Origin of the sequence: Owariibacterium komagatae, from assembly GCF_045865535.1 — a bacterium.
GTDB classification, from domain to species: domain Bacteria; phylum Bacillota; class Clostridia; order Oscillospirales; family Ruminococcaceae; genus Ruthenibacterium; species Ruthenibacterium komagatae.
The window spans coordinates 185441-198550 of sequence record NZ_AP031406.1; the positions used below are offsets into that span (position 1 = coordinate 185441).

Below are 13110 nucleotides of genomic sequence, written 5' to 3' on the forward strand. Positions count from 1 at the left end.
GCAGCCGTCAATGATACTCCTCAACGCACTGGTATGACGCGCGTTCTATATCCGAACGCACAAATCACCAGCGGATGGATTGGAAATACGGATGGTTGTCACAACGTAAGTGGTGGATGCCACTAAAATGAAATGGGAGAAAAAGAATATGTACAGTATCAATCGAAAAGACGCTCTGTCCCTTCTGTCCCGACTGGATTTTGACGTTCTTCCTGAGAATGAGCAGAATGCTCTTCTCGACCTGGAACGGCTTTTCCAGGAACGGCAAGAACCCATTGAGACCCATCTGGCCGACCTGAACGGCTTTGATGCGTGTTCGGTATGGAAGGGGAAACAAGATGTACTGGAATTACTCCAGAACACCTGCTCGCAGGATATTTCCGGCCTCTCCGAAGAAAAGCTCAATACGATTGTGGAGAAAATCACTAAGATGGTTCCCTGGCTCGATGTGAAACGTGAAAGTGATATTGCAGGCAACAACGCAATTTTGAAGAAAATTGGCGAATATATCTGCAATCACCGTAACGAGCTGCTGCTCGACCGGGTGATTTCCGTATGCGAGACTGCCGGCTGGAAATGCGAACCCGATGAAGATATGGATGTTTTTGTTTCGCGCAATGACCTGGATGGCGACGAGTTTGGCCTGTACCTGGTCTGCCCCGACTACATCGACAATATCAACGAGTCTGCAAATGAATTTGACATCGCGAACTATCTCGAAAAGCGCCTGTCGGCAAAAAGCCCGGCCTATGCTGGAAAGAGTCCTGTCGAAATGGTGCGCCAGGCCCAAAAAGTCCAGTGTGCGCTGGCTGAGCTGGCAACCGAACTGAACAAGCTGCGCGACACAGAAGAATCTTAATTACGAACTGCGGCGGGTCTCAAACAAGGCCCGCCGCGATACATACCAGAGAATATGGAGGATTAACCATGAAAAATATCAATCGAAAAAATGCACTGTCCCTTTTGTCCAAACTGGATTCCGCCTCACTTTCTTCCGAGGAACGCCAAGTTCTCATCGACCTGAAGATGCTGCTCCTGGAACGCCAGGATTTGGAAGATGCCTGCATGGCGGACCTGAATTCCTATGAGGCGTGGACGGTATGGGATGCCAAACAAGATGTTTTGGACCGGATGCGCATGGATTTCGAGGATGAGATTTCTTGTCTGAGCGATGCTGACCTCGAAAAGACAGCGGAAACCATTGCGCATGACTGTGTAGATTGGCGTATGGTAGACGATTCCTGCTGTGAAGCCGGAAATCAACGGATTGCGTCCGCGATTCAAGAATTCCTTGATGAAGACTCATCTCTGCTGCGGAAGCGTGTAGAAAATGTTGCCGAAGAGCTCTGTTGGAATATCGAAGACGAAGGCGATGGCTCTCTGCGCTTCTCTCAGGAAAGTCCCGCCGGGGAAGACTTCTCGTTCAGCGTATCGTCTGACGACCTGATTCGTCAGGTGCAGGAATACGCCAACGATTTCGATATTTCCGAGCATGTTGCCATGTGGTTGGAAGCCCGTGGGCGCGTTTCTGGCGTTCCCGATGCAGTAACCCTGGTGGACGATGCCAAGGAAATTCAGGCCATGCTGGATGCGCTCGCTGAAAAGCTCAGTGAACTCTAAGCCGCAAAGCAGGAGGGAAATATGGTAAATATCGGAGATACCGTCCGTGTCCGGTTCGATTTGAGTAAAATCGGCGGTATGGATGCGTTTCAGAAAAAGCTGCGGACTGCAAATCGGCCCGAATCGGTCGAGAAATACCCGATTGGACATGCTGTTGGTGTTGTTGTTGGAAAAGGATACACCTATCCTTCTCCCGGGCGCCGAGAGTCATTTGCCATCGTTCGGTTTTCAGCGGGTCAGGTCGTCTGTGGGATATATGATGTCTCACGGATGTCTATCGCCGTTTCAATGGATGATGGACCAGATTTTTATGGAAAGAGAATTGTGGATATCAAAACTATCTGATAACAAAAAGGAGAGAATTGAATGGCTACACTGAAGATTGTTCCGAAGGAACATTGGGAAATTTTAAGAGAGTATCTTTGCGATGACGATGGGGAGTCGCCTGTTTTGCTCCCCGAAGACAATCTGAAGAAATTCTCCGAAGAAAATGCCGCGATTCTGCGGGAACATGACGGAAAGTATATTGAATATGATTTCGGGGGAGAGCCCGATGTCGTACTCGATATCATAAGAACTCCAGACTGTTATGCTGGAAGAGCCATTATGGCCCTTCTTGCAGGGGAGGAAGATGAACTGTGAAATACCAAGAGCTTAAAAAAATTCTGCGCAAAGCAGCAAAAGAAAAGCGAGTCGTCGATGCGTTTGTGACGTTCACCCCGGGCAGCTTCTTAAAAGCCTATACCCAGCTCGAACGCACATATCTGTTCACATCAAACAATAAGGCGTTCGCTTCGCCATCATGTAGCGGGTACTCCATTTTTGGAGACTGTATGGACGGCCAGGATTCGGGTGTTCGCCTGGAGCGGTATATGGCTGACGAAAAAGGCGGCAAGGACGGCTGGAAAATCGAGAACTGCGGTATCATCAAATACCAGCTTCTTTCGGCCCATGAGCGTGAGATGAGCGTTGTGGGGTATTACGATACTCTGAAGGATGCAAACCGCGCTATGTGGCTCAAAATGGCCGACGCCGTACACTGCACATCCGAAGAGCTGTATGCGTTCATCAACGAGAATGAGCCGGCCGGTGAGTGCGGGTTTGGAAAAATGTCCGCGTGGGCAAATAATGCCGGCCCGGAAAATAGCAATGTGGATTGGAAAATTGTCCCCATCTATATGGATGGGTCTGACGCCGTCATTTTTGAGGAGGCATGACAGCTGCGCGGGAAGCAGGAATACGGCACGCTCAACGAGTTTGTCGAAATTGGATAGCGGGAACTCATTGACACTATCGAAAAAATCTGCCCTCATTCCTTCGGGAATGGGGGCTTTTTTGCGCTCTTGATTTTACCCGAAAAGTTCATACACTGAAAACATCAAAAACTTTATACAAGGAGAAATTCTGTATGGCCCCGGCGGATACTGGTGTGGAAGATGAACTGGCCGCTTTGAAAGCCGACATCAGCTAACAAAAAAACGAGGAGGAAAAATCATGAATTACTACACATCTACTGAAATTCTTTCTACGATTCTCGGTGCTTATATCAGCATTATCATGGTGGTGCTCATCGCATCCTTGCTGTTCGGAATCCTCTCCATCATCGGACACTGGCGGGTGTTTTCAAAAGCTGGGGAGCCTGCTTGGGGAGCAATCATTCCGTTCTTCAACTCGTATCTGTTGCACAAAATCACCTGGGGCAACGGTTGGGTTTTCCTCGCACCATTGCTGCTGAGCTTCTTCGGCGCCCTGACAATCGGGGATTGGTTCGGCGGATTCCTCAGCCTGCTGTCGCTTGTGTTCTCCTGCATCACCAGCTACAAACTGTCCGTAGCATTTGGAAAAGGGCTCGGCTTTGCGGTCGGCCTTATTCTACTGCCCTGGCTGTTTATCTGCATTCTGGCCTTTTCTGGCGCCCGATATCTGGGTGTGCCTCGGGACGGATTCTCCTATCAGGAGGTCCGCGAAAAGGTCCAGGGTCGCATGGACAACACCCATTTTGACAACTGAATCACGCAAAGAAAGCCCTCGGCCACTGGCCGGGGGCTTGTTTTTTGATTGTTTTGATTATTTGGTAAGGAACCGGAACCGGCACATATGGACAATAGAGGTCGCCAACGATGCAAAATAAGTCATTGCGGCAGCAGCCAATACGCGCTTGATGCCTTTCCGCTCTTTCTCATTCGCAATACAACCGCTCGACTCCAACGCGCCAATAGCGCGCCGGCTCGCATCCAGCTCCACGGGCAGGGTGATAAGCTGGAAAAAGGCCCAAAGACCGAACAGAACAGTGCCGGCAAGCACAAGCTGCTCCATACCCAAAGCGTGCCCGGTGACAACGGCAGGGACAGCAAGGCGCGTGCCCAAATTCGTAATGGGAACAGCGGCCTTTCGCAGAACCATGGGAAAATATTTCCGAACATGTTGTATGGCGTGACCGGCCTCATGAGCGGCAATTCCGGCCGCAGCGACCGAACAGGTATAGTAGGTCGCCTCGGACAGACAAAGCGTCATGTTCAGAGGGTCATAATAATCGGTCATTTCACCCTTTACGACCCCAATTCGAACGTAATACAGGTTGTTCTCGTCGAGGATTTTTCTGGCGATTTCTGCGCCAGACATCCCAGTAGACGTGATTTTCTTATCATATTTCCGATATGCCAGCTTGAGACGAATTTTTGACCAGGCAGACAAAATCAGAGCAGGAATAAGAATATATGCAAAGGCGGGTTCAACGGCCATCGCCAAAAGTGTCGTAAACATAGCAGTCTCCTTTATTGACCGGGATTTTATTCGGCTTTTTTCAGGGTTCCAATGTGAGTAAGCGCACCAGCTCCATGGCCGATATCATCGCTTCCCCGGGCTGGTTTCAGAGCAGGGAAACCAGGCTCTGTCACGGGCTTGGGCGCACGCATCAGGTAGCTGATATTGTCATTTGCACGCAAACGACCAGAAACACGGCCCAATTTGCGCAGGAAAGAGACCCGGCGGCTCCGCACAGACTTCCGAATGCGGATATGCTTGCGAGCCAGACGGGCGCGGCGGCGTGAGCTGAGAATCTTCTCAGCGTTTTTTCGATAATAGTATACAGTGCTCAGAGGAATCCCAAGAATTTCGGAAATCTTTTTTGCGGATTTGCCAGCTTTATGCAGGCGAGCACACTCCATGTACAGCTTCTCTTTTTCATTTCGACGCTCAGCTGCTTTACACTTGCGGGTACGATTAGAAATACGAGTATCTTTGCCGGTCGCTTGGGCCAGATAATAGGCATGGGCAGGCTTTATCGTGCTTTTTCCGACGCGGATAAAAACCCTGCTTTCCTCTGCCGTCATGCTCAAACGCTCCATGATTGTATCGTTTTTCCAACGATAAGCGGTCTTTTGGCAAGCGCGGGCACAAGCAGCGACCTCAGACTTACGCAGAGGCTCGGCAAACTGGCTGTTGATTGCCGTAGCCTCCGCTAAAAGGTCGCACCCGTCTCCACGGCTCGTCTGAATGGTGCTCAAAATAATATTCAGAAAAGTGTTGCGGTATCCTCGAATATCCCCTTGGCGGCCATGCAGCCAGCCCATCAGGGCTCTAATGCGGGATGATGCTACATACGAAGTACGTTTTTTTTGTTTCTCACCTTTCTTGACCGGGACATAGGGTTTGATAGCGAAATATTCCATCAGCTCATCAAGAGTTGTCCGTTCAGTGGTAGTCTCAATCACACAGGTTTTTTTGGCATTTTTGTTGTAGCTGCTGGGCATACGAAGCATACGAGCGGCGTCCACAGCCCGCCGGTCGGGCTCCCAACCGGCAAGTTCGTCTTCATATTCCAGGATTTCCTCAATATAGTCCAGCAGAGCTTGCTGAACACTATTCCAATCCTGAAGACGACTCTTATCCTCATGCTCGATAGGCCATACGAAATGAAACCCGGAGCCAGAATCCACAACAAAGGGCAGAGGAAGCCCATCATGCTTCATACGGGCCAAAATTAGCCCCCAAACCTTGCCCCGACAGATGCCATCATACAAACCTTTTTCACGGTCCAGGTCTACCCAGCAAGCACGAAGAGTGTGCAGAGTCTCAATGGAGCGATTCTTCCCCCAAAAGAGATTAGGGGTGTAAAAGAGCTCTTTAAGCCCAAAAGCATTCTGGGCAATGACGATATTCCACTTGTTGTACACAGCCTCTTCGCCAGGACAGTCCTTGCTTGCGATACCACGAGATGTTAAGCGAATAGAACTCTGCGGAGTGTCACAACGATACATGACCGGATAACCATTTTCCATCGCATATAACATCTGACGACCGCACTGGGACTCAGGTTTGCCGCCTGGATAAGCAATGAACTGCTTCAAAAAGAACTCCATCTCTACGCTACCCAAAGCCTGCCAGATATGACGCTGAACGTCAGCACCTTTTTTCTCATTAAGGCCAGCTCCCGCATCGAAAAGGGCCGGGCGAACTGCAACCATTTGCCAGTAGCTCATACGACAATCAAAATTGTGTGAGGTTCTCAGCTTCTGAGCCAATCTACGTTCTGTCTCAAAACTGCGAAAACCAGCCTTGACTCGCATGCGCGTATGAGGCCGCGCAGAAGCCGTTTGGCATTCAGCCACACGATTTTTCATTCCAATTTTGAGTTTCTTTTTCGTCATGGCTGCGTGCCTCCCGTTTGCTTGTTACCCTAATTATACCATAAAAATGAAAAATATTCAACAATGCTGCGGTTTCTGGCGTCTTCCCGGGAGCTTAACCATAAAGGCCTGGAATTTTCTAAAAAATGGCCGATATGTAAATATCTTTGCTCCACGCTTATCAGGCGCTGTTCGTCAACCCCACCCGCGAGGAAGAGCTACACAAGGGACGACACATTCCATCAAAGCATTAAAAACATGGAATAAATTGAAAAAATGTTAGTTATGTGGTATAATTAAGGAAAATATAGAGTAAAGGAGAAGACACTTTGTCACCAATTCGATACAGTTCGTGGGATAAGCTCCCGGAAGAATTCCGCGAGCGATATGCGGGTCAAAAAGACTCGGTCGAAGAATTGTACGCGCTTGGGTGTGAAATCTGCCAGAGACGCAAAGGGGATACTCCCTGGCGCCTGAAATTAAATCCGACAAAAGAGACATGGAAGATAGGAGAATCAACGAATTTCAAGGAAATCCTGAGCAAAAATCGACGGAGGCTCCAGATGGCGCGGCTGGACAACGGCGTATATGCCGGCAATCGCGCAGATACGGAATTGGCTCGGTCACGAGAGGAGGACGCCAACCGATTCGTCGAAAAACTCACGAATTCACTCCTGTTTATCCAACCGGAAGACATTCGTGTCGTTTGGCTTGATAACGGCGAACAACCCTACATTCGGTCAAAACTTCTGTTCGGAAAGAAGTGCAGGCAATATTCTCATGATATAGAGGAGAATCTCTTTGCTGAGGCCATGCGTTCAGATGCCCTGGGGAGCAGAATTGCCCATAAAATGGAATCTGCGTTGAACGAACCACCCATCATTCAGCTGATTCACGAGCTATATGAAAGCGCAAAATCCCGGGTCGAAACGCCGGATATCGTTTGCCCAAACATTACTGAAGAAATTAAGCTGACCGTTTCGATGAAAAAGATGCCTTCGTTGGAGATGACGGTCAAGCTCATTGTCGGTCTATCAGTCGGCCGGGCGGAAACCATGCAGGTGCCGTTCTGTTTTGACCAAACGCAAAGCCTTGGCGAATTGTCCGAAAGCATCGTGCGGACCTTCGATTTTTCGCCATGTTTCAAGAGAGCTCTCGCTGCCCCTGGTTCAAAACTCGAGGGGCGGATTTATGGGTGCTTATCCGATGTCCAAATCGGTAACAAAATGGCAGAAGTATGCTTTCTGAAGCCCGAGACGCAGATGGTCGATGGGCGCTATGTCGTTGAACAAAAGAACGGTTCTGTGAGCGGCCTGGTTCTTGAAACTGGGATAGTGCTTGAAGTATTGGACTCTTCCGAAGAATCGTTTTTGAGCGCATGGAAAAAGCAAGTGAGAACAGACTCGGAAAGCGTCCTTACGATGCTGCAAGAGTCTGTTGCCGTTGCTCGTTATGGTCTGCATCTCAAAGCCACTCTCCGCTATTGCCCCAAAGTCTACCCATGGCAAAATGAGCCTGGATTCGAATGCAGAATATCGGTCTTTGACGGTGCAAAGGAATTTTTGCTCACAACCGATATAATGCCAGACAATTCCTATACAGAGGCAAAGAGCTGCATCAGAGCCGCCCAAGACGCATTGAAAACGGCAGAAGCGGGGGTGTTGAAATACGCCGTCCAGAACAATTTTTCCCAGATATATCTTGTAGGAGGTAAAGAAAAACTGAAAGCGGCATTGCTTAGTGTTATTCTGAGGCCAGATAAACGCCGGCGGAAGGACGAATTTACCCGAAAAGAAATCCTCGGGATGTTCGGATGTCGGTTCCCTGGAAAATATTCAGCACAAACAGTAAGCGGGGCCCTGACGGAGCTACTGACTGCCTATGGAAAGCAAAATGCATCGGAAGAATTTGCTGTCTTCGCGGGCCATCTGATGAAGGGAGACCATTTCGACTGCGCTCGCTATCACGTTATAGACGAAAAACTGGCGAAGGGGCTTCTTCGGGCTCTGGATAATTCGAGTTTTCAGTGGAGTGACATCGGCGACCTGAAAGCTTCCGCCCGATTCCCGAAGTTTCGGAAACTGGCACTGGCAGTCAAATCATCCGAGGACGCTTTCTGGGTCATCGAGAACCTCTCGCTGCTTACCCGGGGCGATGCTGCGAACTTTCTGAAATCCGATGCATTCACTCATATGGCCGAGCAACTGGATGGAACAGACCGCCTGCTGGCCTCTGTTATTGTCCGGGACTATCCTGGCTGCATTGAAATCGCAAAGAATCTCGAAAACGATGAGGAGGGAGAAGATTTTGCACATCAATCATTATTCGGCTGACGAAATCATCCAGCGTCTTGAGGCGCAGGGATATTTTGCAAACAAGAAAATCGCATATAGTGTCCTGAATGCCATCCGGCCGGGCGGAGCACCGCTGTTGGTCGAGGGAGACCCGGGCGTGGGTAAAACGAGCCTCGCAAAAGCGGTAGCCCAGATGCTGGACATTCCTCTGGTGAGAATCTCCTGCTATGAGGACATTACGGCGGACAAAATCCTTTATGACTACGATTACCAGCGCCAGTTGCTCGTTGTCTCCGCCTTGCGCGAGAAACTCAATGAGCAGGTAAAAAACATGGACCTCGGGGAAAGTATCCAGAAAATCGCTGGGCAGGCAGAGTTTTATGGCCGCGATTTCCTGCTTGACCGGCCCGTTCTGAAGGCTCTGACGATGCCGGGTCGGAAGGTGTTGCTTATCGACGAAATCGACAAGGCGGATACCGAAATTGAACATGCACTGTTGGAACTTCTTTCGGATTTCGCCATAACGATTCCCGAATATGGTGTCATCCAGTGCCAAGAAAAAGACCGGCCCATCGTGTTCCTGACCTCAAACAATTACCGCGAGCTGTCTCAGCCGATGCTGCGTCGGTGCTGCTACTTATACATCGAACACAAAAGCTACGAAGAAATCCTCGCCATCATTACTGCACGAGTGGATGCCTCCGATGAATTCCGCCAGCGGGTGGCAGCAGGCCTTGAGGCGTTGCAAAAGACGAACTTGAAGCACATGGTCTCCATTAGCGAGGGCATCGAGTGGGCCAGGAGCCTGCGTACCGTATTCGGTTGCGAGACGGCAGCGGATATTGAGGGCGCACTCCCATATGCCGTAGGAGCCCTGGCAAAAGACCGGGCGGATGAGAAGAAGATTCTCCACACTCTCAAGTCCGTCCCGGCTGCGGGGGTGTGATGCGGTGGGCAAAGCAGATTTGAAAATCCCAAGAGAATCCAACCCCGCCGGGGCTTATGTACAAGGACTGCTTCCTTTTGTCTGGGGACTCCGGGAATATGGGTTTACTCCGACTGCACAAGAAATCGAACAGGCGCTTTCTTCCGTTCGAGACATCACCGATGTGGAAGATGTGCTATACACGGCTCAATCTGCGTTGTGCCATAATAAAGAGCAGGCCGATGCGTTCGAAACACTATTCTGCCAGAAGTTCCTCGGATATAAGCAGGAGTATATTGGTGCAGAAACCCCGAAACGGCCCACCATGAGCGATGAGGCATTGGAGAGCCTGAAAAAGAACGCAGAACGCATCCGGCAGGACCTTTCCCGTGCAGAAGCGGATGAGGCAGACGCTGACGTTCTGAAGGCTGAATGGGAAGCGGCCCAGGAAAAGGCTGACCAGGCGAAGGTCGCTGTGGAACAGGCCAAGCATGCCATCCAAACAGCCATTGCCAACACAATCCGTTCCAGCGACCGCAAATTTCTTGAAGTCCTTCAGCAAGGCCTTTCCGGTATCCAGAATGAAGAGGAGCGTACACAGATACGCAATGCCGTAGAAATGGCTATCGCACAGGCCAACGGCGCGGCGCTGGAAGAACTCAAAGTCCAGATGCTCAATAAGGCTTTGGATGCCCGGCGCCGGAAAGACAATCGGATGTACCGCACATACGCTCTGCTCTCGGCCGAAATGCAGAAAATTTCCTATCTACTCAAAAAGCTCTCCGCTGCATTGGAAAAAACGGAGGAGTTTGAACAGCTGGAAGGAGAGGTAAAAAGAGCAAAAGAAGAGTGGAAACCGCTACGCGCTGCGGCCGAACGGGCTTGGAAAGCATACGATTTGGCATTGGAACGGGAGAAAATGCGGCGCTCGGCGAAGGCTGAACTCAAGTCCATTGAGGGCAGAATTCGTAGTGCGATGCAGGAAAAAGAACGATATGAGGCATACCGGTCCAGCTTGATTCGGGGCGGCCCTTCTGTCAATCATCGCGAAATGTTCATCGGCGGGCACAACGCGGTACAACGAGAAGATGCGGTAGAGAGCCTCCTGAACAGCGATATCGCTATGCTCACGGCCGATGAAATTCAGACAATCTCCCTGTACATCCGAACCAATGCGAGAAAATTTCAGCAGACGTTACGGAAAAATATGGCAGCTCATCAGAGGAAACGGCTTGACATCAAAAAGACCGTGGAAAAGTCTATGCGAACCGACGGAGATATTGCCCGGCTGTATTACAGAAAGCCCCGAGCTTCCAAAGCTCGCATTATCCTTTTGGCGGATATTTCCGGGTCCTGCCGGGCGAGTGCCAGCCTGACTTTGCATTTCATGGGATTGATGGGCCAGGTCTTCCCGGGTGGTTGCCATCCGTTTGTTTTCGTGAACCATCTTGTGCCGGTCGGACAGTTCTTCCGGGACGATAATGTGGAAACAGCCGTGCAGGCCATCAATGCATCCGTTCCTTCGCGGGGAATCTACTCGAATTATGGTACGCCTTTACACCAGCTGGTGACGGAGCACAGGGGTCTCATATCGAAAGACGCAACGGTCATTCTGCTCGGAGATTGCCGCAATAACCTTTATGATACGGCCCAAAATCAGATGCGCTGGATGTGTGAGCACGCGCACCAGGTATCCGTGCTGGTGCCGGAAGAACAGGCCAAGTGGGGGACGGGCGACTCGATTGTGCCGGTGTATCAGGCGGCGGGAGCCGAGGCTGTGTGCGTACAGACGGCCCAACAACTGATTGAATTTTTGTTGAGCAAGTCAATAACCCACGACTGAAGCCGCGGGCTTGCCGAATGCGGCGAGGCCAAGGCTTCGGTCGTGCCCGCAAGGGTGTGTTGACTACCCTGTGCGCGTTAAGTCGCGCCCCGTTGCAGGCGAATCTTTTCCTTTGCAGAGCTGCCAATGCAAGAAACCGACACACAGACTTGGTTGGATAAAAACTTCCCGGAGTCCGCCGGCTCAAACTCAAAAGGCCGCTATAATCAAAGCGCAATTATCAAGGCCGCGACTTTGGACTTGGTAAATGCCTTTGTTAAAGATGAGCAAGAGAAAAACGGAGGAGATAGTCAATGTTAAACAATGTGCTTTCGCGCTGCATCCTTTGGATTATGGGGTGTCTACTGCTTAAAGAAACGTTCCGCAACATTCAAAAACGAATGGACGGCAAGTGGGCGTCATTTTTCAGAATCCTGGCTGCGGTGATGACTCTACTGGTTATCACAGGGCCATTTGGAATTCTCATCAAAGCCAGCACAACGGTAGTATCAGAAACACAGTATTTTATTGTGGATGTTCAACTGGCAGAAAATAATTCCGGGCTGGAACTGGTAATAATAAACGACGAAGGGACCGAGGCAAACATTACTCTGCGCACCCCGGGTATCCAACATAGCAGCGACGGTCACGACTGCCTCATGATACGCGAGTACATGTTGGGCGAAAAAAAGTACGCCATCGAATATTCACCGCAAAGCCAATTTGCAAAGTTGTTCAAAACATACCAGTTCCAAAACGAAATAAGGAGTAGTTTATGATAAAGTACAGGTGTTTGTTCCTGGGGGATTTTTACCGAAATCGACTGATTGATGGAAAATTGTATGATGACCATAATTTTTATAATTTTCAGATAGAAGTCATAATCCCAATAGACTATGACACGGAAGAGGAAGCCACACATTGTCCATGTTCTTTGCGGTTTGAACTTGATGATGATGGCCATGCCGTGCTGCGAATATATAGCGACTGGAAGCAAGGGATAGACAAAAACGGTGAATGGTTTGAACACGTTGACGGTAACATTATTGACACCATCAAATGGGAAGAACATTGGAAGTATAAAATATCAAAGAGCAAAGTTATCTCCAAAAATATGAAACTCGTTTGCGATGGCCTTACTGATTACGTGCCAGATGCAACACCTTGGGATGAACTTTTTGACATAGAAAATCAGCCCAAAGGATGGGTAAACACCGTTGAACCTTTGGCTTACGGTATTAGCATTGTTCAACAGAAACAAGAACAAGGCTGCGAGCCGGCATGAGAGGAGTAAAAAATGGGAGCAAAAAAGCACTATGGCTCTTCCGAAGAATACGAACAAAAACTGAAGCGGGTCATGGACCGGCTTGGGGTATCCGAATACCGTTACGATTGGAACCGGACAGAAACATATGTTGAGTTCTGCTATAAAGGCCAGTGGTATCACTTCGAAAACAATTTTGAAAAGTCTGCCAAGGCCTATGAGAAAACCCACAAAAAAATCTCCTACGTCTCTGACCTGTTTGCCCAAATCGTATTGGCGCTTGAAAGCCTCGCTCGTCTCACGGAGCAGGGGCTGTATGAGCTTTCCTACTGGATTGAAGGCATGAAGATGCTGCCGCCAGCTTCCTCTGTACCGGCCTGCTTTGTCGTGCTGGGATTCGACCATATTCCCAACACGGATGAAGAACTGAAACAGCGATTCCGTCAGCTTGTTAAAGTTGCACACCCGGATGGCGGTGGGAGCGAGGAACAATTCCAGGTCCTCAAGCGAAACTATCTGGAGTGTCAGGCATACATGCTGGAAAAAAGCTGAGCGAA

The 13110-nt window shown here is 49.8% G+C and carries 14 protein-coding genes; 12 read left to right on the forward strand and 2 right to left on the reverse strand.

Annotation, left to right across the window (positions count from 1 at the left end):
* The first annotated feature begins 148 nt into the window (after positions 1-148).
* The 6 genes from ACKTS9_RS01020 to ACKTS9_RS01045 all read left to right on the forward strand — a co-directional run bounded on the left by ACKTS9_RS01020 (position 149) and on the right by ACKTS9_RS01045 (position 3630).
* Positions 149-859, forward strand: coding sequence for a hypothetical protein (locus ACKTS9_RS01020; protein ID WP_407878416.1), 711 nt, complete (start codon positions 149-151; stop codon positions 857-859).
* 68 nt (positions 860-927) lie between these two features.
* Positions 928-1620, forward strand: a complete 693-nt coding sequence (locus tag ACKTS9_RS01025) for a hypothetical protein (protein ID WP_087290330.1) — start codon at positions 928-930, stop codon at positions 1618-1620.
* A gap of 21 nt (positions 1621-1641) precedes the next feature.
* Entirely contained in the window at positions 1642-1965 is a 324-nt protein-coding gene (locus ACKTS9_RS01030) for a hypothetical protein (protein WP_407878418.1), read from the forward strand.
* A gap of 21 nt (positions 1966-1986) precedes the next feature.
* Complete coding sequence (locus tag ACKTS9_RS01035) at positions 1987-2262, forward strand: hypothetical protein (RefSeq protein WP_407878420.1); 276 nt, start codon at positions 1987-1989, stop codon at positions 2260-2262.
* Positions 2263-2453: 191 nt separating this feature from the next.
* Positions 2454-2837, forward strand: a complete 384-nt coding sequence (locus tag ACKTS9_RS01040) for a hypothetical protein (RefSeq protein WP_407878422.1) — start codon at positions 2454-2456, stop codon at positions 2835-2837.
* 277 nt (positions 2838-3114) lie between these two features.
* Entirely contained in the window at positions 3115-3630 is a 516-nt protein-coding gene (locus ACKTS9_RS01045; protein WP_087290322.1) for a DUF5684 domain-containing protein, read from the forward strand.
* A gap of 57 nt (positions 3631-3687) precedes the next feature.
* On the opposite strand, the gene ACKTS9_RS01050 is transcribed toward ACKTS9_RS01045, so the two are convergent.
* Positions 3688-4383: a zinc metallopeptidase gene (locus tag ACKTS9_RS01050; protein ID WP_407878424.1), complete on the reverse strand. Its 696-nt coding sequence runs from the start codon at positions 4381-4383 to the stop codon at positions 3688-3690.
* Positions 4384-4409: 26 nt separating this feature from the next.
* Entirely contained in the window at positions 4410-6269 is a 1860-nt protein-coding gene (locus ACKTS9_RS01055; protein ID WP_407878426.1) for a helix-turn-helix transcriptional regulator, read from the reverse strand.
* A 308-nt stretch (positions 6270-6577) separates the two neighbouring features.
* On the opposite strand from ACKTS9_RS01055, the gene ACKTS9_RS01060 reads away from it, so the two are divergent.
* From ACKTS9_RS01060 to ACKTS9_RS01085, 6 genes are all read left to right on the forward strand, one after another.
* Positions 6578-8581, forward strand: a complete 2004-nt coding sequence (locus tag ACKTS9_RS01060) for a hypothetical protein (protein ID WP_407878428.1) — start codon at positions 6578-6580, stop codon at positions 8579-8581.
* Positions 8556-9488, forward strand: coding sequence for an AAA family ATPase (locus ACKTS9_RS01065; RefSeq protein ID WP_407878430.1), 933 nt, complete (start codon positions 8556-8558; stop codon positions 9486-9488). Before ACKTS9_RS01060 ends, ACKTS9_RS01065 begins: the two co-directional genes overlap by 26 nt.
* Positions 9436-11310 carry a VWA domain-containing protein gene (locus ACKTS9_RS01070; RefSeq protein ID WP_407878432.1) on the forward strand — a complete coding sequence of 625 codons (1875 nt, stop codon included), beginning with the start codon at positions 9436-9438 and terminating at the stop codon, positions 11308-11310. Before ACKTS9_RS01065 ends, ACKTS9_RS01070 begins: the two co-directional genes overlap by 53 nt.
* Positions 11311-11603: 293 nt before the next feature.
* Positions 11604-12068, forward strand: a complete 465-nt coding sequence (locus ACKTS9_RS01075) for a hypothetical protein (RefSeq protein WP_407878434.1) — start codon at positions 11604-11606, stop codon at positions 12066-12068.
* A complete protein-coding gene (locus tag ACKTS9_RS01080; RefSeq protein WP_205456622.1) occupies positions 12065-12574 on the forward strand; it encodes a hypothetical protein in 510 nt (169 codons plus the stop codon). The genes ACKTS9_RS01075 and ACKTS9_RS01080 overlap by 4 nt, the downstream gene beginning before the upstream one ends.
* A gap of 12 nt (positions 12575-12586) precedes the next feature.
* A complete protein-coding gene (locus ACKTS9_RS01085; protein WP_407878437.1) occupies positions 12587-13105 on the forward strand; it encodes a J domain-containing protein in 519 nt (172 codons plus the stop codon).
* Positions 13106-13110 lie beyond the last annotated feature (5 nt).